Genomic DNA, 20,844 nt, shown 5'->3' with positions numbered 1-20,844 from the left:
CTTCAGACGCGCGGTGCCACCATGCTCTTGCTTGATGATTGTACCTGGCTGGCAGCGGCGCAAAATGCTGCCGCCTGCCAAGCCGATCAGAACGCCAGGCGATTGCTGGACCAGACCGGGCCGAGGCGCTCTTCTTCCTTGAGCGTCGTCGAACCGTAGGAGAAGCGCAGGCCACCGAAAAGGGTGCTGGTGTCGCCGGAAACCGAATCGCTCAGCCCTGAAAGCTCTTCGTTGGTGTATTTGTAGCCGGCAAAGAGCGTGACGGGGAAAGCGTCCAGCCGGTAGTTGGCCGTCAGCTTGACGCTGCGCAGGTCGTAATCCAGGTCGTTTTCGCTCATGCGATGCAGCGAGCCGTCGACGTCGAAGCGCAGGTTGTCGGTCGCGTAGATGCGCGCGCCGAGCGAGCCCATGTAATGATCGGCATCGATGTCGTCGAAGTCTTCCACACTCGCCTGGCCATAGCCGATCGCGCCATGCAGCGTCCAGGTATCAAGGAAGTAGGCCGCTTCGACGCCACCCATGTAATCGTTGAGGTCGAGGCCGATGCCCGGGTCGAGGCGTGCGCCTTGCACGAAGACGCCTGCCGCAAAGAGATCATTGCGGTAGTAGCCGTGCAGCGCGCCGTCATAGCTGTTCGTGTCGATATCCTCAAAGGAGGCGCGCGTGTAGCCGAGATCGACCTGCAGGTTGAAGCCGGCGCCGGCGTCGAAGTTCACCGCACCGCGCAAGTCCCATGCATCCGCATCGATATCGCCGGGCGAGTCCACGGCCGCGCCGTAGGACGTCTCGACGTAGCCGACGATGCCGCCCGACGCCTGCTCCACCGGCACTTCATAGGCATCCTGCGGCCCCACCAGCGGACCGTCGATATCGGCAGCAGCCGCAATCGAAACACTTGAAAGAAGAAAAATGACGAAACTGCTCGTCCTGACCATTGCCCCACTCCGGTTCAAACCCCGGAAATAAGGTAAACGAACACGGTTAATACAATCTCTACGGGAAGCGGAGCAGACGTCCTGCAAACGTCGACACGATTCGGACACTGTGGCAGCCGTTCATCCCGCGGACGGCCTTCGTCCCGCGCGCGCCGCGCCACACTCTGACCGCGCCACATCAGCGGCTGTCTCACAGCCCGCGGTGAGCGGCTTGCCCCTCATCCGGCCTGCCGGCAACCTTCGCCCCGCTTGGCGGGAAGAAGGACATGCGTGGCACTCCCTCCCGTGGCAACAGGCGCCACAGCTTTATGGCGGTCCAGTTTACACCCCGGTCTAATTGGTCTGCCTGGGACCAAACGCATTTGACGCTCGTTGCGACCGCGTTCGAAAACGCTGCGATCCGGGCTCGTCCCCTCTCCCCGCCTGCGGGGAGAGGGTTAGGGTGAGGGGCAAGCAGAGTTAGCTCTCGGGTTAAACCTGAGGAGATGGGTAAGGCCACCCCAAGGTTCGGCTAACAGCCCTTACTGGTTGGCGATCTTCTCGCGCAGCCGCTCGTCCTGGGCGGCGATCTCCGGCGTCACCAAGTCGCCGAAATCTTCCATCTCGAAGACCGGGCGGATTTCGATTTCGCTCGGGCCCGGCATCGGGTTCGGGCAGCGCTTCACCCAGGCGATTGCCTCGGCCATGTCCTTGACGGTCCAGATCCAGAAGCCGGCGACCAGTTCCTTGGTCTCGGCAAAGGGGCCATCGATGACCATGCGGTCGGCGCCGTCGAAGGCGACGCGGGCGCCACGCGACGAGGGATGCAGCCCCTCGCCCGCCTGCATGATGCCGGCATTGACCAGTTCCTCGTTGTACTTGCCCATGGCTTCCAGCAGCTCGGTCGAGGGCATGTTGCCCGCTTCGCTGTCCTTGGTCGCCTTTACAAAAACCACTACGCGCATTGTCCATTCTCCTCTGTCACGCCAGTCCCGGTCCTCGTGACCTCTGGGGGTGCCGGCGTGGTGAAACCCAAATAGTGAGAGCAGGCTGCGGGCGAAAGACCCGCGCGGATTTTTTTCCTATCCCGCTCCGGTGGAGGAAGCCAGATTGCCTCCCTGCCTAAATGACGAACGGGAAATGTCGGCGCCGACAGCGGTGTCGAATATTTTTCAGAAAAAAAGAACTGGCAGAAATGAAGAGAGAAAAGCGCTGCTCGACAAGTCCATCGCCGCAGATCCGAACGTGCGCCGTTGGCTCAAGAACCCCCAAGCCACTCCCCTCATCTGGCGGCTTGGCACGAGGCCGGCCCCCACCCACCCTCATCTCTGTGCTCGTCACAGAGATCCAGCAGCCGTGCGTCGGCACGGTGGGAAGTACGGTCTTGGCACGACGCCTCTTGGGAACCAGGTCCCTCGCGCCGCCGACGCGACGCGGCTGAATTCCTGTGACAAGCACAGGAATGAAGGACGCACTGCCCAAGAACCGTAAAAAAGAGGGCCACACCGCACCGGCATGGCCCTGGAGAATTCAATGCGGCTCAGGTGGGCCGGCGCGTCTTACTGCGCCTGCATATGCAGATCCGCCATCGCCTGCCGGAGATCATCGATCGGCGTCTGATTGGCCATCTTCTTGCCCTCCAGTTCCGGCGGCATCTTCCAGCCTGGATCGATGCCTTCCATGTTGGGCAGCTCGTGGGCGATGCCCTTATGGCAATCGATGCAGGTGGCCTTGCCCGAGAGCAGATAGCGGGTGTGGATCTCGGCCGCCCGCTGCGTCTGCTTCTGCAGGTCCATGGCGACGGAGGAATGGCAGTTGCGGCATTCAAGGCTGTCATTGGCCTTCATGCGCGCCCATTCGTGCTGCGCCAGTTCCAGCCGCTTCTCGAGGAATTTCGGCCTGGTATTGATCGTGCCGAAGATCTTGCCCCAGACTTCCTTCGAAGCCTGCATCTTGCGGGCGATCTTGTCGGTCCATTCGTGCGGCACGTGGCAATCCGGGCAACTGGCGCGCACGCCCGAGCGGTTGGAGAAGTGGATGGTGCGCGTCAGCTCCTGATAGACGTTGTCGTGCATCTCATGGCACGAGGTGCAGAACTTTTCGGTGTTGGTGAGTTCCAGCGCCGTGTTGAATGCACCCCAGAACATGACGCCGCCGATGAAGCCGCCGAGCGTGAGGAAGCCAAGACCGAGCGTGCCGGCCGGCGTCTTCATGATGCCCCAGGCCCAAAGGATGATTTTCCTGATCCATGCGATCATGTCGTCACTCGCTTCCGGCCGGCTTGAAGCCCAGTTCGCTCATGTCCTTGAAATTGCTCGGCACCAGCGGGCTGGTATCGGCCTGCGGCACGTGGCAGGCGGTGCAGAAGTAACGCCGGGGCGAAACGTCGGCGATCATCTGCCCATCGCGCGTCATGTAGTGGGTGACGCTGATCATCGGCGCACCCGAATCCTGCGTGAACTCGCGCTTGTGACAGGACAGGCATCGGTTGGCATTGACCGAAAGCTCATAGCCCTCGATCGAATGCGGAATGACCGGAGGCTGGTCGGGATAGGCGCGCATCTTGCGCTTGTCATCGACCACCCATTTCGGCAGCGGTGCCGCCGCTTCCGTCGCCATCTGCGGCGTCGGCCCTTCGAGCTGCGGCACCAGTTTTTCCGCCACTTGGGCGACGGCCGCCGTCGTGACGAACATCAGAAGGCCAGCCGCAAGGGCCATCCATGCGGGCCGTTTGGCAACGGCCCGAACCAGCCGTGACCACCCTAGAGGGTGACGGGAAGAATCTTGACCGCGCATTTTTTGAAATCCGTCTGTTTGGAGATGGGATCGGTGGCGTCGAGGGTAACCTTGTTGATCAGCTGGCTGGCGTCGAACCAGGGAACGAAGACGACGCCGGGCGGCATGCGGTTGCGGCCGCGGATGTCGACGCGCGAGCGGATCTCGCCGCGGCGCGAGACGATGCGCACTTCCATGCCCTGGTTGATGCCGCGCTTGCGGGCATCCTCCGCGTTCATGAAGACGCGCGCGCCCGGAAACGCCTTGTAGAGTTCCGGCACCCGCATGGTCATCGAGCCCGAGTGCCAGTGTTCCAGCACGCGGCCGGTCACCAGCCAGGTATCGTATTCGTCGTCGGGGGATTCGGCCGGCGGCTCGTAGGGCACCGCAAGGATGATCGCCTTGCCGTCCTTGTTGCCATAGAACTTCACGCCCTCGCCCGGCTTCACATAGGGGTCGAAGCCCTCGCGGTAGCGCCAGCGCGTCTCCTGGCCGTTGACCACAGGCCAGCGCAGCCCGCGCACCTCGTGATAGGTGTCGTAGGGCGCCAGATCATGACCATGGCCGCGTCCGAAAGTGGCATATTCCTCGAACAGCCCCTTCTGGATGTAGAAGCCGAAATCCTTGGCTTCGTTGTTGTCGTATTCGGCGCTGACATCGGTCAGCGGGAAACGATCGACTTCGCCGTTCTTGAACAGAACCTCGAACAGCGTCTTGCCGCGATATTCGGGGCTGGCGTCGAGGATCTCCTTCGGCCACACCTCGTCGGTGGTGAAGCGCTTGGAAAACTCCACCATCTGCCAGAGGTCCGAGCGCGCTTCGCCGCCCGCTTGCACCAGTTGGTGCCAGACATGGGTGCGCCGCTCGGCATTGCCGTAGGCCCCTTCCTTCTCCACCCACATGGCGGCGGGCAAGATCAGGTCGGCGCTCATCGCCGTGATCGTCGGATAGGCATCGGAAACGACGATGAAATTGTCCGGGTTGCGATAGCCCTGCCAGGTCTCGTTGGCGGTGTTCGGCCCCGCCTGGACGTTGTTGTTGACCTGCACCCAGTAGAAATTGAGCTTGCCGTCCTTCAGCATCCGGTCCTGCTGCACGGCGTGGTAGCCGGGCTTTTCCGGAATGATACCGTGCGGAATGCGCCAGATTTCTTCGGCGTGCTTGCGGTGCTCGGGATTGGTCACCACCATGTCGGCAGGCAGGCGATGGGCGAAGGTGCCGACCTCGCGCGCCGTGCCGCAGGCAGACGGCTGCCCGGTCAGCGAGAACGGGCTGTTGCCGGGCTCGGAGATCTTTCCGGTCAGAAGATGCAGATTGTAGACCATCTGGTTGGCCCACACACCGCGCACATGCTGGTTGAAGCCCATGGTCCAGAGCGACATGACCTTGCGGCTCGGGTCGGCATAAAGCTCGGCCAGCTGCTCCAGGAACTCCGGATCGACGCCGGTCATCTCGGCGGTCTTCTTCAGCGTATATTCGGAAACGAACTCCTTGAACGCCTCGAAATCCATCGGCTCGGTCTTGCCGGGGTCCTTGGAGTTTGCGGCATTCACCTCGACCGGGTTGTCGGGCCGGAGACCATAGCCAATGTCGGTGACCCCGCGAGCAAACTTCGTGTGCTTGTTGACGAAGTCCTCGTTGACCTTGCCGGTCGTGATGATGTGGTTGGCGATGTAGTTGAGGATGACGAGGTCGGTGCCTGGCTTGAAGACGATCGGGATATCGGCCAGGTCCATGCTGCGATGGGTGAAGGTCGAAAGTACCGCGACGCGCACATGCGGCTGGCCGAGACGCCGGTCGGCGACACGGGTCCAGAGGATCGGGTGCATCTCCGCCATGTTCGAGCCCCAGAGCACGAAGGCATCGGCGTTCTCGAAGTCGTCGTAGCAGCCCATCGGCTCGTCCATGCCGAAGGTGCGCATGAAGGCGACGGCGGCGGACGCCATGCAGTGGCGGGCATTGGGATCGAGATTGTTGGAACGGAAGCCCGCCCGCATCAGCTTGGTCGCCGCATAGCCCTCGAAGATCGTCCATTGGCCAGAGCCGAACATGCCGACGGCCGTCGGGCCTTTCTCCTTCAGCACCTTCTTTGCCTGCTCGGCCATGACGTTGAAGGCCTCGTCCCAGCTGACGGGCTCGAACTCGCCATCCTTGGCGTAAGTGCCGCCGCGCTTCCTCAAGAGCGGCGTCGTCAGGCGGTCGTTGCCGTACATGATCTTGGAAAGGAAATAGCCTTTGATGCAGTTGAGACCGCGGTTGACCTCGGCCTGCATGTCGCCGTGGGTGGCGACAACCTGGCCTTCCTTCACGCCCACCATCACGCCGCAGCCCGTGCCGCAGAAGCGACACGGCGCCTTGGACCACTTGATTTCCAGCGCGTTGACGCCGCCCGGCACCGGCTGTGCGGCGGCAGGCAGCGCAATGCCGGCCGTGGCGGCGGCGATGCCGGCCGCATGGGCCTTCAGAATGTCACGCCGCGTCAGTTCTCCGCTCATGGCTCCTGCCCTTCCTCTTCCATTTCCACATGCTCGAAAACCATGTTGGCCGAGATCACCCCGTCGAGCAGCGAGATCTGAGTCAGCCGTTCGCCGAGCGCGCCCGTGCTTCTGCCTTCGATGACGACGACGATCTTGCCGCCGCCATGGCCATGGATTTCGACGTTTTCCATTCCCGCGAGCGTCGCCAGGATCGCTTCGGTGCTCTGCGGCATCGTGGCGACCACGGCGCTCGAAATGTGATAGGGCGTACCCGCCTTTGCCGCTGCGGCCTCAGACATGCGCCACCTCCACTTCCAATGCCTTCACTGCAATCGCACTCACCGGGCAGCCACTGAGGCAGGCGCCGCAGCCGGTGCATCGGTCTTCGTTGATCTCAGGCAGAAACGGCCCGCCGATACGCGGGCGAAAACGGATCGCCTGCTCCGGACAGCTTTCGCCGCAGGACTGGCAGGCAATGTAACGGCGCGCGAGACAGGTATCGGTGACCGCGGCGACATGCGGGAAACGGCGCACGGCCTTCTCGGTGAATACCGGCTCGGGACAGGCTTCCTCGCAGGCACCACAGAAGGTGCATTCGCCGCCCGAAAAGTCGACGAAGGGAAGACCGTCAGAAAGACGGATTATGGCGGTGGGACATCGCTCCGCACAGGCGCCGCAACCGGTGCAGGCGGCAAGGCTGAGTTCCGAAACGCCCGGCGGGCGGATGCGGACGGGCTTTGCGGCAGCGCGGCCGGTAAAAAATTCACGGCGTGAGAGAGGTTCGACCTTCATGGCTCGACCTCAATGCCCGGGCGGGCCCGGCGGGCCAAAGATGATCTGCAGCATCCAGACGAGGAAACCATAGCCGCCGACAATGCCGACGGCGACGATCGGCCAGATGCCGAAGGCGAGCACGAAGAAGGTAATCAGCTCCGCGCGTCGCGAGCGCGGCGGCTTTTCGATCGGCTGTGCCTGAACGACTTCCGGCATTCCTGCGTCCCCCAACACAATCCAAGGTAAGATGCGCCACCGGAAATAAAAATCAATCCCGTGACCGGCCGATGACAGCTTTTCACCGTGCCTCAGAGTAAATGCCGAACAGAAGGGGTCATTGATCTGTGTCAAATTGACAGAAAACTGGCACCGGAATTCCCGAGAAATTCTCACGCGTCGTTCCGGCATAACTTGCGGACGCCAATCAGTTTTTGCGAATATCGATATATTTCTAGAAATACATCGCCTTATGGCCGCTCGGCCGAACCAGCCGGACATGCGGATACGGGACCAATCCTGCCGGCGGCGAGCGCAACCTGCCCCGACGGCAGAACCCGAGGCAACAGCCCTTGCAACCCTGGGCTTTGCAGCCTACTTCTTGGCGCATGACACAGCTGATCGAAATCGGAACCGCGCGCGTGCTGCAATGCGCTGTCGATGGCCCTCTGCTTGCGGCACCGGGCGACGCCAATGATTTTCTTGGCGACGGCTGGGCGCATGAGGCCGACTTGCTGGCAGTCCCGGTCGAACGGCTGGGTACCCATTTCCTCGATCTTTCGACCCGCGTCGCCGGCGAGGTGTTCCAGAAATTCGTCAACTACCGCATGCGACTCGCCATCGTCGGCGATATCAGCACCAGGCTCGAAGCCAGCAAGGCGCTGACCGATTTCGTGCGCGAAACGAACAAGGGTGATTCGATCTGGTTCGTGCCGGATTTCGAAACGCTTCGCGCCCGGCTCGAGCGTTTGCCGACCGCCTGAACGCGGTAGTGTCTGACGATCAGTGCGGATCGATGGGGAAACCTCTGACAATGCGCCCATCCGCGGCGAACACTGGAAATCGCCCCGCGGTAACGCTGACGACCGATCGACTCGCGCTGCGCCCGACAACGCCCGCCGATGCGCAGCGCGCCTTTGAGATCCAGTCGGATTGGGACGTCACGAGGATGCTACGCATGGCGCAGTTTCCACCCGATCCCGACGACATGACCGGCTGGTTCGGTGTGCACCGGCAGGAATGGATCGCCGGCACGGCCTTTCGATTTGCCATCGAGCGCAAAGGCCACATGATCGGCCTGGTCGATCTCGACGAGATCGACGGCGAAGAAGGCGAACTCGGCTACTGGCTGGAGAAGCCAAGCTGGGGCCAGGGCTATGCCTTCGAGGCGGCGCAGGCAGTGGTGTCCTTCGCCTTCGAGCAGGTCGGGCTCGCGAGGCTGAAATCAGGCCACGCGGCCGACAATCCGGCCTCCGGCAAGGTCCTGCTCAAGCTCGGCTTTCGCCCTGAGAAAACCATGCGGAAGGCCTCCCGCTCGAGGGGCGAAGAGATCCTCCACCAGAGCTACAGCCTCGCGTCAGAGGCGTGGCGCAATCGGTCGGGTGCCGATCGCTGAGCGGCGGCGTGTCGGTGCGGTCCGTCTCTTGCGGGATCAACGCTCTCCAGCTGGCTCCGCGGCGACGGCCCGTTGTGCGCGCCTGAACGCCCTGCCCGCAACGGCAATCGCCAGCGCGGTCACGGTCAACAGCCCAGCCACCGCAAAGGTCACCTGCATGCCCCTGGCGACCAAGGCTGGCGCCGCCCCGGCCATGTCGCTTGCCGCCACGGCTGAGGCAAAGACCGCGCCCATGACCGATGCGCCGGTGACGAGGCCGAGATTGCGCGAAAGGTTGAGCAGGCCGGAAACGACGCCGCGCCGGTCCGCGCTCACCTCCGCCATGACCGCGGTGTTGTTGGCAGCCTGAAACAGCTGGTAGCCGGGCGTCAAAAGCGCGATCGCCGCGACATAACCGGCAACGCCAAAAAGCCCCGGCAGCAGCACAAGCGCCGCGCAGCCCGCAACCATCGCGGCAAGACCGATCGTGACTACGAAGCCCGCGCCCAGGCGATCGACGATACGGCCGGCGACCACGCCACCAAAGGCCGAGATGACGGGACCGACCGACAGGACGAGCCCGACCATCGCCGCATCCAGCCCCAGCCCGCGCGACAGATAAAACGGCCCGACCACCAGCGTCGCCATCATCACGGTCGAGACCAGCGCATTGGTCGAAAGCCCGCGGCTGAAAACCGGATCGCGCAACATCGCCGGCCGGATCAGCGGCGAGGCTACCTTGGTCTCGACCCGCAGGAACAGTGCAAGACCCAAAACGGCGGCCGAAAGCAGCGCGACATTGAGCATGCCGAAACTGCCGCGGCCCACCGTCATCGCCAATGCATAGGCGCCCAGCGAAAGCGTAAGCAGCAAGGTGCCGGCGACGTCGAAGCGTGGGCGTTCCCTGCCCTCATACCCCTTGTCCGCCGGCAGATACCGATGGGCGAGCACGAGCGCCAGAAGCCCCAACGGCACGTTGACGAGAAAGATCGCCCGCCAACCGGGCCCGGCAATCAGCGCGCCGCCGAGCGACGGCCCGAGCGCTGTGCCGATGGCCGACATGGTGCCGAGCAAGCCCATGGCGCTGCCGGTCTTCTCCTTCGCCACCGTCTCGCCGACAAAAGCCATGGTCAGCGCCATCATGATCGCAGCCCCGATGCCCTGCATCGCTCGCGCCGCGACGAGCAGCGGGAAAGCGGGCGTCAGGCCGCAAAGCACCGAGGCTGCGATAAAGAGCGCGATGCCGGCAAGCAGCAGCCGCCGCCGGCCGACGATATCGCCAAGCCGCCCGACGCTGACGATCAGCGTGGTGATGGCAAGCAGATAGGCAAGCACCATCCATTGCACCGCCTGGAACGAGACACCAAAAGCGTCCGCCAGCGCCGGAAGCGCCACATTGGCGCTGCTGGTGCCAAGCGAGGAGAGCAGCATCGACAGCGACAGGCTGGTGAGCACGCAGCGAACCGAGGCCGTGGCGGGAGCGTTTGCAGTCTTCGTCGCGCTCATCGACCACCTCCCGCGCGCGAGGTTTCGCGCCGATCTTTTGCAGCACGGGAAATCGCGGGGAAACAAGGCGATAGCACGCTTTCATGATTCAAAATATGCGGCAACGACTTCCGATCAGACAGGGAAATCGGGGCGGGCATCAGTGGGCATGGGATCATCGAAAAACCCTCCAAGGTCAGTTCTCCGAAAAATTAGACCTCGGCTTCATGTGGCGGAAGACGCAGCATTTGCACTTCATTCGTGCGTTTGACGCCACATCATGAGCCAACTGTGTTATGGATGGGCATGACCAGACCGGATCTCAACCTGCTCGTGACCCTCGACGTGCTGCTTGCGGAAGGCAGCGTCGCCCGCGCCGCCAGGCGCCTGCGGCTCAGCCCCTCGGCCATGAGCCGGGCGCTGGCAAGGCTGCGCGAGGCGACCGGCGATCCGCTGCTGGTGCGCGCCGGCCGCGGCCTCGTTCCGACGCCGAGGGCGCTGGAGCTGCGCACGCTCACCGGCCCGATCGTCGAAGCGGCCGAAGCCTGCCTTCGCCCGGCCGAGAGCCTGGACCTGAAGACGCTTTCCCGCACCTTCACGCTCAGGAACCGCGAGGGTTTCGTCGAGAATTTCGGCGCCGCGCTGATTGCCCGTGTGGCAAGCGAAGCACCTGGTGTACGCCTGCGCTTCGTGCAGAAGCTCGACCGGGAAAGCAGCCCGCTTCGCGAAGGAACCGTCGATCTCGAAACTGCCGTTGTCGGCGACATGACGGGCCCGGAGCTTCGCGCCCAGGCCCTCTTCCACGACCGTTTCGTCGCCGTGGTCCGCCCGGGCCATCCGCTGACATCCGGCGAAGTGACGCCCGCCCGCTACGCCGAAGGCCACCACATCCATGTCTCGCGCCGCGGCAACGACGTCGGCCCGATCGACACTGCCCTCGAGGCCCTCGGCCTTAGCCGCAAGATCACCGCTTCCGTCGGCAGCTTCTCCGAGGCCCTGGTGCTTGTCCGCGCCACCGACCTCGTCGCCAGCGTGCCCGAGCGCTACACCGGAAGCCTGCGCGAAAACCTCGTCACCTTCGCCCTGCCCGTAAGCCTGCCCGAAATCACCATTTCGTTGCTCTGGCACCCCCGCCTCGACGCCGATCCGGCGCACAGGTGGCTAAGGGGATGCGTGCGGGAGGTCTGCGCCGTGTGACGCGCCGCGCGGCAAGAGGCTAGGCCCCGAGCGCATACCGATGCGCCCCCAAGGACCTACGGTTGCCTGCAACAGGCCATCGGGGTATCAGCCCAATCCCGGCCGCAAATGCGCCGCCTCGCCAGCGCACGTCAAACCCGCACACAGGAGAACGCGATGTTCGACCACGTCAAATTCGGTGTCCGCGACTATGCGGCAAGCCTCGACTTCTACCTGAAGGCGCTCGAGCCGCTCGGCGTTTCGGTGGTCGATCACGGCGCGCATGGCGTGGAGATGAGCACGGACGGCAAGTCGTCGCTGTGCCTCTACCAGACCGAGGAAACGCCGGCGCACCTTCACCTCGCCTTCATGGCCACGACCCGTGAGCAGGTCGACGCCTTCTACCGCGCAGCCCTTGCGGCCGGCGGCAGGGACAACGGCGCACCGGGCCTGCGCCCGCGCTACCACGCCAACTATTACGCCGCCTTCGTTTTCGATCCGGATGGCCACAACATCGAGGCTGTCTGCCACGAGCCTGAGGCCTGATCCGACCAAGATCGCGGCAAGGAGCCGCCATCGATGCCCGGCAAACGAGCTGGGCCTTGATGGCGACAGGCTGAAGTCTACGTGGCGTTGCGCCCCCGCTTCAGGGCGGACGGCGCGACGCTCAAAACCAATAGCGTCTCATCCGCGCCAGGAATTCGACCGTCGTCACGGGAAAGCCTGAGCCACTGCCGATGACGGAATCGATGCCGCAACGGGGACAGATCGCCGTTGCGTCATCGTCGATCCATTCGTTGATCTCGGCCGCCGGAAAGATCTCGCAACAATAGAAGCATCCGCAGGACGGGCTCGCTTCGATTTCCGCTCGATGGTTGGCGCAATGCTTGTGCGCCTGGATGACGATTTCGTCCATCCGTCATCATTGGCGCATGTATCAAGGGCTGTCCATCGAGCGCGACACGCGCCTCCATCGCTCATGCGCCTTTCGAGACGGAATTCCGGGCCACCGCCGGCGCTGCCTCGTACCAGTCCCTGGACCTGTTCACGATCCAGACGACCGACAGCATCACCGGCACCTCGATGAGCACCCCGACGACGGTCGCGAGCGCGGCGCCCGACTGGATGCCGAACAGGCCGATGGCGGCGGCAACGGGCGGAAGAGCCAGCCGATGAACAACCATGCCAGCAGGGCCATAGAGAATGGCTTGATCGCCCCGTTGATGAAGAGCGTCACGCCGATGCCGCGCCAGTGGCGCCCCAGCTCGGACAGCGACCGGAAGTCGATCTTCATCAGCATCGGGCCACGGTAGCAATGGATCGGGGACATCCCTGCCCGAACTACTTGCCGACCTCGATCACGAGCGGGTAGCCCTCGTCATCCCACTCCAGAAATCCGCCGGCGAAATAGTAGACGCGGGTGTAGCCCCAGGCGATCGCCTTGGCCGACGCATAGGCGGCATGGGTGCAGTTTCGGCCCTGACAATAGAAGGCGACCTCGTCTGCCTTTCCCACCACCTTGGCGAGGCTTTCCTTCGATAGCGCGGTCAGCAGCGACAGATTGACGGCCTTGGGGAGATGGCCAATGTCATAGGTGAGCGGCGCCCGCACATCGATGAAGGTGACGCCGCGCGCAAGCAGCGCTTTCACTTCCGCAACGTCGACCTTTATCGTTCGCTCGACGCTGAGCTCGCCCTTCGTCAGCGTCATGAACTTGGCATAGTCGTCGAAGGCAAGGTCCGTGCCGGCCCCTTCCGGCAATCCGGCCTTGCGAAGTCCCTCCTGCAACCGCGCGATATAGGGCCGGTGGTAGCTGAAGGCGCTGCCATACCAGTCATAGGCGCTTTCCTGGACGGTGAGCGGATCTCCCAGCGAGGACGTCGCCAGTTTGTTGTACTGGTCGACCAGCCTCTGAATGTCGCCCGTGCGGCCGAGATGTCCGTAGCTCGAAGTCAGCGTGGCGTAATCCCCCAAGAGTTCGGAGCTTTTCTCGAGCACCCGCTCGTAGGTGGCGGCGGCCTCGTCGTATTTGCCTTGAGAAAACAGCGAGACGGCGAGCATGCGCAGCGTTGCCCGCGTCGGGTGAGGATCGAACCGCATCGCCAGGCGCGCCTCCTGTTCCGCCTCCGTCGCGCGTCCCGTCGCGTTGAGGATCCGCGCCATGCCGACATGGTTGTCGGGATCGTTGGGTGCTAGCGTCATCGCTCGGTCGATGGCGGCGAAGGCTTCGTCGTAACGCCCCTGCTGCGCGAGCACCTGCGCCGAGACGGCATAGGCAAGCGGCGTCGGCCTCTCCATCGCCTTTGCGAGATTTCTGGCGAGGTTCCTGGACGCGGCCTCCCTGCGGGAATAATCCCAGGAGAGGATGCTCGCCCGCCAGTTTGCCGCCGCCAGCGACGCGTAGGCGCGGCTATAGTGCGGGTCGAGCACGATCGCCTTCTGGAAAAATGCGGAAGCTGCGACCGTTTCCGCTTCGCTGTCGCGGCGAAGATGCTCCCAGCCGCGCAACAGGGTATCGTAGGCCTTCGGGTTCGTCGTTTCCGGCACCGCCGCCACGTTCTTTTCGGCACTCGTCAGCTTCACGGAGAGCGTCGAGACGATCTGTCCGATCACCTTGTCCTGCAGCCCGAACACGCCGCTCATTTCCCCATCATAGCGCTCGGCCCACAGGTGGTGCCCGTCGATCGCGTCGATCAATTGGGCATTGACCCTAACCTGGTTTCCCTCCCGACGGACGCTGCCCTCAAGGATATAGTGGACGCCCAGTTCCGCCCCCACCTGCTGCGCCTTGGTGGGCTTGCCCTTGTAGGCAAAGGTCGAGTTGCGCGCGATGACGAAGATGCCCGACAGTTTCGACAGTTCGGTGATCAGGTCGTCGGTCATGCCGTCGGCGAAGTAGCTTTGCGCTGAATCGGAGCTGAGATTTTCGAAAGGCAGCACCGCGATCGAGGGCGTCTGCGGCAGCGGCAAGGCGCTCCGCGCAACGGACGCGGGCTCGACGCTCTCGCGCCTCTGCACCAGCCACGTCGCGGCAAGGCCGGTCGCAACGATCACGGCCAGCGCAGCCGCAATGCGCCAGCCGCGAAGGGTCTCGAAGGTGAAACGCCGACTCTTGAGATCTCCGTCGAACTGCACCCGGTAGACGCGGACGGGCCGCTGGATGTTCTTCACGTGATGCTCGCCAATGAACTCCAGCGGCAGTTCGAACTTGCCCTGCAGGTGGTCGAAGGCGGTGCCGGAGACGAACAGGCCCCCTGGCTCGCACATCTGCTCGAGGCGGGCTGCGACGTTGACGCCGTCGCCGAGCAGATCATCCCCCTCGACGACGACATCGCCGAGGTTGATGCCCATGCGCAGCAGCAGCCGATGCTCGCGCGGGATATCCGCCTGGCGCGCCGCAACCCTGTTTTGCGACGCGACCGCACAGGCGACGGCATCGACGACGGAGCCGAATTCGACGATCGCACCGTCGCCCATCAGTTTGACGATGCGGCCGTGGTAGTCCTGCATGAGGGGATCGAAGATGTCGCAACGCCACGCCTTGATGGCTGCGAGCGTACGGGCCTCGTCGGCCTCCATCAGCCGCGAGTAGCCGACAACGTCGACGGCAAGAATGGCCACCAGCCGCCGTTCTGCGCGAACTGCTTCCATAGCCACCTCTCCCGACGGTGCAGCAGGCTCCGCAATTGCGTTGTCAGGGGCGGAAACGCATCCTCCTCGCCTCCGGATCCGTGCTCGCGTCCACGCGCAGGCCTTGAGCGCGCGGGCCCGCTTTTCACCCCGCCCCCGCCTTCACCAGCCCCTCGCGCAGATGCTGCAGGTCCTCCTCCTGCGCATAGTGCATGGTCGCCAGAAAGGTCTCGATCTCGAAGCTCGGCGCCAGCGCCTTGACCTTGCCGATATGCGCGCCCGCCGCAATCGCATCACCGCGCCAGCCGTGGCAGGCGGCGACGAAGGCGTGCTGGGTCTCGTCCATCGAGGTCAGGTGCATGAAGGCCTCGATCGCCTCGCCATATCGGCGCGCGGCGAAATGCGCCTTGCCGAGGTGGCTCCAGAAGCGTTCCGGGTGGTGCGGGTTGAGGCGCATCGCCTTCAGGATCCATTCCGCTCCCTCCTCCGGCCGGCCGAGCCAGGTCAAGAGTTCGCCCTGCTGCACCACGACGAGGTCGTAATTGGGGTTGAGGAACAGCGCCCGCTCCTGGTGATAGCGCGCCGTCGTCAGTTCGTTGGTGTTGACGTTGACGGCGGCAAGGATGCGATGCACGTCGGCGTCGTTGTCGTCGAGCGCAAGCGCCCGTTCGAGCTCGGCATTGACCTCGGCCCAGGTCGCCTCCTTGTCGGCACACCAGCCGTAGACCCAGGATTGCCCGAGGATGCAGGCCCGCCAGGCATGCGCGTGGGCATAGCCGGGATCGAGCGAAACGGCACGGTCGATCAACGCCTGCGCCTGCCTGTTGTCGTCGGCACTGCTGCGGTGATGCAGCACCTTGGCGGCAAGCGCACATTCGTAGGCCGCCATGTTGGCCGGCTTGGTGCGCGAAAGCTGGTCGCGCTGGGCTGCCTCCAGCCGACCGGGCACGGTCGCGGCGATCGCCGCCGTCACCTCGTCCTGAATGGCGAAGATGTCATCGAGCTGCCGGTCGTATTTGTCGGCCCAGATGTGTGCGTCGTTGACCGCGTCGATCAACTGGACGGTGACGCGCACCCGCTCGCCGATCTTGCGCACGCTGCCTTCCACCAGATATTGCGCCCCGAGGCTGGCAGCCACCTCGCGCACGTTGACCGACTGGTTCTTGTAGACAAAGGAGGAGTTGCGCGAGATGACGAAGAGCTCATGCCTTCGCGAAAGCTCGGTAATGATGTCCTCGGTCAGCCCGTCGGCGAAGAACTCCTGGTCGGGATCGCCGCTCATATTGTCGAAGGGCAAGACAACGATCGTCGGTTTGCAGACGCCCTTTTTCGCTTCGCTCCCCCCCGTCGAGGCCGGAAGGTCCAGACCCTCGAGTCCGACGCGGTAGAGGCGCACCGGCCGGCTGATGTTCTTCAGCGTCTTCTCTCCGAGATCTTCGATCGGCAATTCCAGCCGGTCAGCCACTTGTGTCGCCACCGCCGCTGTCACGCAGATGCCACCGACCTCGGCCAACTGCTCGGCGCGCGCGGCGATGTTGACGCCGTCGCCGAAGATGTCGTCGTCCTCGAAGATGATGTCGCCGAGATTGATGCCGATGCGGAATTCGATCCGCCGGTCCTCCGGCACATCGGAGTTCCGCCTCTTCATGCGCTGCTGGATCTCGACCGCGCATTTGACCGCATCGGTCACGCTCTGGAATTCCACCAGCAGCCCGTCGCCGGTGGTCTTGATCAGCCGCCCCTTGTTTTTGGCGATCGCGGGATCGATGAGCTCGATGCGGTGGGTGCGGAGCCGCGCAAGCGTGCCCGCTTCGTCGGCCTCCATCAGCCTGGAGTAGCCGGCCATATCGGCCGCCAGCACTGCGGCTAATCTCTGCTCCATGGGCTTGCCAAACACGTTGAAAAGCGGCCCGTTCCGGATTTCCGGACCTAAGAGATATCCGATCCGATAATATCGCAGCCTGAAACGATCTCCTACCTAAATTAGCAAATGCAAAAACCAAAAGGGGGCGCACATGCGCCGGCGCTCGGCAGCGGGCGGTCCCGCAGGCCTTGGCGCATTCCTGCTTGACAATACTTGCCTTAGGCAACTAATTATCTGATCAAGGCAAATTCATAAAGGCATCCCATGTCTCCGCAGCAAATCGATGACCGCGCCCAGACGGTGCGGCGCTTCAACCGCTTTTACACCCGACTGATGGGCCTGCTGCACGAGCATCTGCTCGCCAGCGCCTTCTCGCTGACCGAAGTCCGGATTCTCTATGAGTTGGCGCATCGCTCCGGTCTGACGGGGAGCGACCTCTGCCGCGAACTCGGCCTCGATGCGGGATATCTCAGCCGCGTCATTACCGGCTTCGAGAAGAAGGGGCTGATCGAAAAGACCCGTTCGCCGGCCGACGGCCGGGTCACACAACTCGAGCTGACGGACGCGGGGCGCGCGATCTTCCAGCCCCTGGAGGATGCATCACAGCGCGAAGTCGTCGCCATGCTGGAAAAGCTTTCGGTGCCGGAACAGAAGCAGCTGGTGGGCGCCATGGGCGAGATCGAAAGCCTGCTTGCCGAGGAGCGCACGCCGGGCTTCATCCTGCGCGATCCGCAGCCGGGCGACATGGGCTGGGTGATCCACCGGCAGGGCGCGCTCTATGCGCAGGAATATGGCTGGACCACCGCGTTCGAAGCGCTGGTCGCCGAGATCGTCGTCAAATACATGCACGACTACGATCCGAAGTCGGATCGATGCTGGATCGCCGAAAAAGACGGCAAGGTCGTCGGCTCGGTATTTCTCGTCCGCCACGATGAAACGACGGCGAAGCTGCGCCTGCTCTATGTCGAGCCCACCGCCCGGGGCCTCGGCATCGGCCGTCGGCTGGTCGAGGAATGCATGCGCCACGCCCGCCTTCTGGGCTACCACCGCATGATCCTGTGGACCAATGCCGGCCTCGACGCCGCCCGCCACATCTACGAGAAGGCCGGCTTCGCGCTGATCGAGGAAGAACAACACCACAGCTTCGGCAAGGATCTCACCGGCCAGATTTTCGCGCGGGACCTGTAGGAACGGCAGGCACGCCATCCGCTTGAAGATCGAGAAGGCCATTAAGAGGCGTCTTCTGCTGGCCTTGCAGGAAAGCGGCGGTCCGCCGGTCACGCCCCCCGAGCAGGTCGGGTTTCGGCACCAGGCTTATCGAATTCTCCGTGAGAAGCGAATTGGGCGCGCGCGTGGAACTGAACTATGCACCAAAGGGTTTGGCAGTAGAGATCGATACGCCCCTGTCACCGGTCTCCAAAGACAGAGACTGGTTTCATGTCCAAGTCCGTGCTTCTCGTCGAGGATGAGTTCCTGATCGCCATGGACCTCGAGCTGCTGCTGGAAAGGCACGGCTGGCATGTCTTGGGACCCGCCGCGACGGTAAAGCAGGCACTGCAGCTCTTGCGAAGCGCCGAGCCGGCGGTGGCCATTCTGGACGTTACCCTGAAAGACGGCACCGTGACGCCGGTGGCGGAGGCGCTTCGGGCGCAGAGCGTGCCCTTCGTGCTTGCCAGCGCCTATGAAAAGCCGGAGCAGGTCGGCGGAGAGGTTCTGGCGGGGGCAGTCAATGTCGGCAAGCCGGCGGATACGCGGGCGTTGCTGAGCGCTCTGGAGCAGGCGATGCAAACGTGATGCTTGCGCAGTCCGCGCCTGCCTTTGGCCGATAGCCCTCCAACCGCGAAGAAACGTCGATCCACGGCGGCGGCCACTGGAAAGGCCCGGGAGCCGACACGAGGTGCCGCGCTGGTGTTTTCACTCGGTAGCGGACGCCAGTTGCTGGCCAGTCGATACGCCGGTGACGAGGCTGAACGCCCCATCGCCGAGACGATAAAATCCATCCTGCGGCACCGGCAACTCCAGCATTTCCCGCCTGGAGAGGCCGGCATAGACGCCGCGCAGCAACCGGCCGAACAGCCCATGGGAAATCGCGACCGTCGGCCGCCGGATATCCGCAAGCCAGCTTTCCGCCCGCGCACAGGCGGCATCGAAACTCTCCCCATCCGGCGAACGGAAATACCAGTCGAAGACATCGGAACCATCGAGTTTGCCCGGATACTCCATGTCGATCTCGAACTTGGTCATGCCATCCCAGCAGCCGACCGAAACCTCCATCAACCGCGCATCCTCGCGGCTCGCAAGCGGCAGCACCCGCTGCACCCTTTCGGCGGTTTCGCGGGTCCGTCCGAGCGGGCTGACATGCATCTCGAACGACGGCACCTCATCACCAATCTCGGCGCGAAGGAGGTTGGCGACAGCATCTGCCTGCTCGGCGCCAAGCCTCGTCAGCGGCGAATCCAGCTGCCCCTGGAACCGACCGAGCGTGTTCCAGACGGTTTCGCCATGGCGGAGAAGATAGATCAAGAGCTGGCCTTCCTTCGAAATTTGTGGCTATCGGTCGCTGACGTTCGAACCGGTGTTCGGACCTGCCTTGCGCCGCAAGACCAGGGTCTCACCGCAGCGCTTACCGTCATCTTCAGCGCGACAGGTCCCAAAACTCCACCTGATCGCGTTGGCCGAAGGCCACTTCGATGGCAACTGCCCCCGCAGACTTAGGCTGCTCGATCACACACAGCACATAGTAGGACACATTCGGAAGCGGATTGTGCTCCGGTTCATCGTGTCGGGAGCAAGTCACGTAGCGCATCCGGTCGACTTCCCCACGTTCCGCGAGGTGCTTTCTCAAACGAGCCTTGGCCTGATCTTCCGGACTTTCGTGTGATTGCAGCGTTTCGCCGTAGATGTACACGGCAGCGATCAGGACTGCGAATGTGGCTGCGAAGGCCTTCAACATCGCTTTGCCGGATGGATTTGTCATATCCTGGCATCAACCAAAACCCGAACTCCCTGCCATTCGCTCTGTCTGGAACCCAAGCATCTAGATCAGGTCGCGGAGAGGTTGTCGAGATTTGAGCTTGCTTACTCATCGGGCGATCCGGCTCGTTCGGGGGCCACACCTCTCGCATCATGCGAAGGATCGCCTTCAATTGGCGCCACAATCAAGGGATTGGTGTCGCCACAGCAAAGCTGCAGGGCAGCGGTTCGAGACATCAGAATTTGCCTTCGCACAATGCAACGAAGAAGGCGACCAATAGGACAGAAATAATGAGGATAAAGAACGGATACCCGGAGACTAGTTTTTCCTTCGATGACATCGCAAACTCGGGATGTTCCCCATCGCGGATGAACCAATAGATTTCCCAGATCAACAATACTGCGGGTCCGGCTACGATCAGATGCGGCACGTAGCCGGGTCCTTCGTTTTTCAGCATGCTTCCCCTTCAATCCACCGGATCCAAGATATCCGGCGTATCGTTCTTCGGCGAGCCGACCTTGCTGCCGATCTTCCACATCGTCATGAGCTCAGGCGGAAACGGCTTCATCAGGTCAGGGGCTTCCGGCTCCGGCGAAAGCCAGCGCTCGTAATCGTCGGGATGCAGGATGACAGGCATGCGGTCGTGGATGTCGGTCATCATCGCGTTGGCGTCGGTGGTAACGATCGCAAAGGTGCGGATATCCTCGTCGGTATCGGGGTTCCGCCAGCTCTCCCAGATGCCGGCAAGGCAGAACGGCTCGCCCGTTTTCATGGCGATTGCATAGGGCTGCTTGTCCTTGCCGGTCCCGTGAATGTCCTTCCATTCGAAGAAACCGTCGATCGGCACCAGGCAGCGCCGGCGCTGGTAGGACGAGCGGAACTTGCTGGCGATCGTGTCGGAACGCACGTTGACGAGCGGCCTGCCCGCTTTCGGGTCCTTGGTCCAGCTCGGGATCAGGCCCCAGCGGGCCGAGACGAAGACCGGACCGAAGAGATCGGGATCGCGGATCACGTCGCGGATGATGATCGGATAGGTGAGCGTCGGCGCTCCGTTATAGCGCGGAAACTGGTTGGCGATCGTCTCGACGCCGCCACGCTCGGCAAAGCCGAAGGCGCGCAGCAACCCCTCCAGATTGGTCTTCAGATAGACGCGTCCGCACATGGTGGCTCCTTCCGCCCGCGGC

Annotated in this window: 23 protein-coding genes and 1 pseudogene; 6 read left to right on the top strand and 18 right to left on the bottom strand. The window is 63.2% G+C overall.

Annotated elements, in window-relative coordinates; all coding sequences use genetic code 11:
- Window positions 1-86 precede the first annotated feature (86 nt).
- From ASE71_RS21240 to napE, 8 genes are all read right to left on the bottom strand, one after another.
- Window positions 87-935: a hypothetical protein gene (locus ASE71_RS21240; protein ID WP_060516072.1), complete on the bottom strand. Its 849-nt coding sequence runs from the start codon at window positions 933-935 to the stop codon at window positions 87-89.
- 521 nt (window positions 936-1,456) lie between these two features.
- On the bottom strand, window positions 1,457-1,879 hold the full coding sequence (locus ASE71_RS21235) for a YciI family protein (RefSeq protein WP_060516071.1): 423 nt from the start codon (window positions 1,877-1,879) through the stop codon (window positions 1,457-1,459).
- A gap of 594 nt (window positions 1,880-2,473) precedes the next feature.
- The gene (locus ASE71_RS21230) at window positions 2,474-3,172 is read right to left on the bottom strand and encodes a NapC/NirT family cytochrome c (RefSeq protein ID WP_034793141.1); all 699 of its coding nucleotides are present in this window, start codon (window positions 3,170-3,172) and stop codon (window positions 2,474-2,476) included.
- Window positions 3,173-3,176: 4 nt separating this feature from the next.
- Window positions 3,177-3,632, bottom strand: coding sequence for a nitrate reductase cytochrome c-type subunit (locus ASE71_RS21225; RefSeq protein WP_089043553.1), 456 nt, complete (start codon window positions 3,630-3,632; stop codon window positions 3,177-3,179).
- A gap of 44 nt (window positions 3,633-3,676) precedes the next feature.
- A complete protein-coding gene (gene napA / locus ASE71_RS21220; RefSeq protein WP_060516070.1) occupies window positions 3,677-6,184 on the bottom strand; it encodes a periplasmic nitrate reductase subunit alpha in 2,508 nt (835 codons plus the stop codon).
- Complete coding sequence (locus ASE71_RS21215) at window positions 6,181-6,465, bottom strand: chaperone NapD (protein ID WP_034793133.1); 285 nt, start codon at window positions 6,463-6,465, stop codon at window positions 6,181-6,183. The genes napA and ASE71_RS21215 overlap by 4 nt, the downstream gene beginning before the upstream one ends.
- Window positions 6,458-6,958: a ferredoxin-type protein NapF gene (gene napF / locus ASE71_RS21210; protein ID WP_034793131.1), complete on the bottom strand. Its 501-nt coding sequence runs from the start codon at window positions 6,956-6,958 to the stop codon at window positions 6,458-6,460. Before napF ends, ASE71_RS21215 begins: the two co-directional genes overlap by 8 nt.
- A 9-nt stretch (window positions 6,959-6,967) precedes the next feature.
- On the bottom strand, window positions 6,968-7,156 hold the full coding sequence (napE, locus tag ASE71_RS21205) for a periplasmic nitrate reductase, NapE protein (RefSeq protein WP_034793129.1): 189 nt from the start codon (window positions 7,154-7,156) through the stop codon (window positions 6,968-6,970).
- A 389-nt stretch (window positions 7,157-7,545) separates the two neighbouring features.
- Here napE and ASE71_RS21200 point away from each other — a divergent pair, with 389 nt between their 5' ends.
- Both ASE71_RS21200 and ASE71_RS21195 read left to right on the top strand, forming a co-directional pair.
- Window positions 7,546-7,920, top strand: coding sequence for a DUF4180 domain-containing protein (locus ASE71_RS21200; protein ID WP_060516069.1), 375 nt, complete (start codon window positions 7,546-7,548; stop codon window positions 7,918-7,920).
- 32 nt (window positions 7,921-7,952) lie between these two features.
- On the top strand, window positions 7,953-8,552 hold the full coding sequence (locus ASE71_RS21195) for a GNAT family N-acetyltransferase (protein ID WP_320410626.1): 600 nt from the start codon (window positions 7,953-7,955) through the stop codon (window positions 8,550-8,552).
- Window positions 8,553-8,588: 36 nt separating this feature from the next.
- On the opposite strand, the gene ASE71_RS21190 is transcribed toward ASE71_RS21195, so the two are convergent.
- Window positions 8,589-10,037 carry an MFS transporter gene (locus tag ASE71_RS21190; RefSeq protein ID WP_060516067.1) on the bottom strand — a complete coding sequence of 483 codons (1,449 nt, stop codon included), beginning with the start codon at window positions 10,035-10,037 and terminating at the stop codon, window positions 8,589-8,591.
- 285 nt (window positions 10,038-10,322) lie between these two features.
- On the opposite strand from ASE71_RS21190, the gene ASE71_RS21185 reads away from it, so the two are divergent.
- Entirely contained in the window at window positions 10,323-11,213 is an 891-nt protein-coding gene (locus ASE71_RS21185) for a LysR family transcriptional regulator (RefSeq protein ID WP_060516187.1), read from the top strand.
- 156 nt (window positions 11,214-11,369) lie between these two features.
- Window positions 11,370-11,738, top strand: a complete 369-nt coding sequence (locus ASE71_RS21180; RefSeq protein ID WP_060516066.1) for a VOC family protein — start codon at window positions 11,370-11,372, stop codon at window positions 11,736-11,738.
- A 121-nt stretch (window positions 11,739-11,859) separates the two neighbouring features.
- Here the strand turns inward: ASE71_RS21180 and ASE71_RS21175 are convergent, their stop codons facing one another.
- The 5 genes and pseudogenes from ASE71_RS21175 to ASE71_RS21160 all read right to left on the bottom strand — a co-directional run bounded on the left by ASE71_RS21175 (window position 11,860) and on the right by ASE71_RS21160 (window position 16,704).
- Window positions 11,860-12,108, bottom strand: coding sequence for a cytoplasmic protein (locus ASE71_RS21175; RefSeq protein ID WP_244496817.1), 249 nt, complete (start codon window positions 12,106-12,108; stop codon window positions 11,860-11,862).
- A gap of 61 nt (window positions 12,109-12,169) precedes the next feature.
- Window positions 12,170-12,376, bottom strand: a complete 207-nt coding sequence (locus tag ASE71_RS37620; RefSeq protein ID WP_060516065.1) for a hypothetical protein — start codon at window positions 12,374-12,376, stop codon at window positions 12,170-12,172.
- Window positions 12,337-12,495, bottom strand: a pseudogene (locus tag ASE71_RS37615) (arsenical-resistance protein); the annotation flags it as partial. The gene ASE71_RS37620 and the pseudogene ASE71_RS37615, both read right to left, overlap by 40 nt.
- A 38-nt stretch (window positions 12,496-12,533) precedes the next feature.
- On the bottom strand, window positions 12,534-14,843 hold the full coding sequence (locus ASE71_RS21165; RefSeq protein WP_060516064.1) for a rhodanese-like domain-containing protein: 2,310 nt from the start codon (window positions 14,841-14,843) through the stop codon (window positions 12,534-12,536).
- A gap of 124 nt (window positions 14,844-14,967) precedes the next feature.
- Window positions 14,968-16,704: an adenylate/guanylate cyclase domain-containing protein gene (locus ASE71_RS21160; RefSeq protein WP_060516063.1), complete on the bottom strand. Its 1,737-nt coding sequence runs from the start codon at window positions 16,702-16,704 to the stop codon at window positions 14,968-14,970.
- 246 nt (window positions 16,705-16,950) lie between these two features.
- Between ASE71_RS21160 and ASE71_RS21155 the strand changes: the two genes are divergently transcribed.
- Window positions 16,951-17,874, top strand: a complete 924-nt coding sequence (locus ASE71_RS21155; protein ID WP_060516062.1) for a bifunctional helix-turn-helix transcriptional regulator/GNAT family N-acetyltransferase — start codon at window positions 16,951-16,953, stop codon at window positions 17,872-17,874.
- A gap of 249 nt (window positions 17,875-18,123) precedes the next feature.
- Complete coding sequence (locus tag ASE71_RS21150) at window positions 18,124-18,480, top strand: response regulator (RefSeq protein WP_060516061.1); 357 nt, start codon at window positions 18,124-18,126, stop codon at window positions 18,478-18,480.
- A 120-nt stretch (window positions 18,481-18,600) separates the two neighbouring features.
- Here the strand turns inward: ASE71_RS21150 and ASE71_RS21145 are convergent, their stop codons facing one another.
- From ASE71_RS21145 to ASE71_RS21130, 4 genes are all read right to left on the bottom strand, one after another.
- On the bottom strand, window positions 18,601-19,209 hold the full coding sequence (locus ASE71_RS21145; RefSeq protein ID WP_060516060.1) for a histidine phosphatase family protein: 609 nt from the start codon (window positions 19,207-19,209) through the stop codon (window positions 18,601-18,603).
- A 112-nt stretch (window positions 19,210-19,321) separates the two neighbouring features.
- Window positions 19,322-19,663, bottom strand: a complete 342-nt coding sequence (locus ASE71_RS21140; RefSeq protein WP_060516059.1) for a hypothetical protein — start codon at window positions 19,661-19,663, stop codon at window positions 19,322-19,324.
- A gap of 232 nt (window positions 19,664-19,895) precedes the next feature.
- Entirely contained in the window at window positions 19,896-20,117 is a 222-nt protein-coding gene (locus ASE71_RS21135; protein WP_060516058.1) for a hypothetical protein, read from the bottom strand.
- Between the two features lie 9 nt (window positions 20,118-20,126).
- Entirely contained in the window at window positions 20,127-20,822 is a 696-nt protein-coding gene (locus ASE71_RS21130) for an SOS response-associated peptidase (protein ID WP_060516057.1), read from the bottom strand.
- Window positions 20,823-20,844: the final 22 nt, after the last annotated feature.

It is taken from the genome of Ensifer sp. Root954, assembly GCF_001429005.1.
Taxonomy (GTDB): Bacteria; Pseudomonadota; Alphaproteobacteria; order Rhizobiales; family Rhizobiaceae; genus Ensifer; species Ensifer adhaerens.
This window is presented reverse-complemented; position numbering and strand designations above follow the sequence as displayed.

Excerpts from the sequence above, each read along its gene's own strand:
- ASE71_RS21240 (WP_060516072.1), bottom strand. The coding sequence starts at position 935 with ATGGTCAGGACGAGCAGTTTCGTCATTTTTCTTCTTTCAAGTGTTTCG.
- ASE71_RS21235 (WP_060516071.1), bottom strand. The coding sequence starts at position 1,879 with ATGCGCGTAGTGGTTTTTGTAAAGGCGACCAAGGACAGCGAAGCGGGC.
- ASE71_RS21230 (WP_034793141.1), bottom strand. The coding sequence starts at position 3,172 with ATGATCGCATGGATCAGGAAAATCATCCTTTGGGCCTGGGGCATCATG.
- ASE71_RS21225 (WP_089043553.1), bottom strand. The coding sequence starts at position 3,632 with ATGGCCCTTGCGGCTGGCCTTCTGATGTTCGTCACGACGGCGGCCGTC.
- napA (WP_060516070.1), bottom strand. The coding sequence starts at position 6,184 with ATGAGCGGAGAACTGACGCGGCGTGACATTCTGAAGGCCCATGCGGCC.
- ASE71_RS21215 (WP_034793133.1), bottom strand. The coding sequence starts at position 6,465 with ATGTCTGAGGCCGCAGCGGCAAAGGCGGGTACGCCCTATCACATTTCG.
- napF (WP_034793131.1), bottom strand. The coding sequence starts at position 6,958 with ATGAAGGTCGAACCTCTCTCACGCCGTGAATTTTTTACCGGCCGCGCT.
- napE (WP_034793129.1), bottom strand. The coding sequence starts at position 7,156 with ATGCCGGAAGTCGTTCAGGCACAGCCGATCGAAAAGCCGCCGCGCTCG.
- ASE71_RS21200 (WP_060516069.1), top strand. The coding sequence starts at position 7,546 with ATGACACAGCTGATCGAAATCGGAACCGCGCGCGTGCTGCAATGCGCT.
- ASE71_RS21195 (WP_320410626.1), top strand. The coding sequence starts at position 7,953 with ATGGGGAAACCTCTGACAATGCGCCCATCCGCGGCGAACACTGGAAAT.
- ASE71_RS21190 (WP_060516067.1), bottom strand. The coding sequence starts at position 10,037 with ATGAGCGCGACGAAGACTGCAAACGCTCCCGCCACGGCCTCGGTTCGC.
- ASE71_RS21185 (WP_060516187.1), top strand. The coding sequence starts at position 10,323 with ATGACCAGACCGGATCTCAACCTGCTCGTGACCCTCGACGTGCTGCTT.
- ASE71_RS21180 (WP_060516066.1), top strand. The coding sequence starts at position 11,370 with ATGTTCGACCACGTCAAATTCGGTGTCCGCGACTATGCGGCAAGCCTC.
- ASE71_RS21175 (WP_244496817.1), bottom strand. The coding sequence starts at position 12,108 with ATGGACGAAATCGTCATCCAGGCGCACAAGCATTGCGCCAACCATCGA.
- ASE71_RS37620 (WP_060516065.1), bottom strand. The coding sequence starts at position 12,376 with ATGGTTGTTCATCGGCTGGCTCTTCCGCCCGTTGCCGCCGCCATCGGC.
- ASE71_RS21165 (WP_060516064.1), bottom strand. The coding sequence starts at position 14,843 with ATGGAAGCAGTTCGCGCAGAACGGCGGCTGGTGGCCATTCTTGCCGTC.
- ASE71_RS21160 (WP_060516063.1), bottom strand. The coding sequence starts at position 16,704 with ATGGAGCAGAGATTAGCCGCAGTGCTGGCGGCCGATATGGCCGGCTAC.
- ASE71_RS21155 (WP_060516062.1), top strand. The coding sequence starts at position 16,951 with ATGTCTCCGCAGCAAATCGATGACCGCGCCCAGACGGTGCGGCGCTTC.
- ASE71_RS21150 (WP_060516061.1), top strand. The coding sequence starts at position 18,124 with ATGTCCAAGTCCGTGCTTCTCGTCGAGGATGAGTTCCTGATCGCCATG.
- ASE71_RS21140 (WP_060516059.1), bottom strand. The coding sequence starts at position 19,663 with ATGACAAATCCATCCGGCAAAGCGATGTTGAAGGCCTTCGCAGCCACA.
- ASE71_RS21135 (WP_060516058.1), bottom strand. The coding sequence starts at position 20,117 with ATGCTGAAAAACGAAGGACCCGGCTACGTGCCGCATCTGATCGTAGCC.
- ASE71_RS21130 (WP_060516057.1), bottom strand. The coding sequence starts at position 20,822 with ATGTGCGGACGCGTCTATCTGAAGACCAATCTGGAGGGGTTGCTGCGC.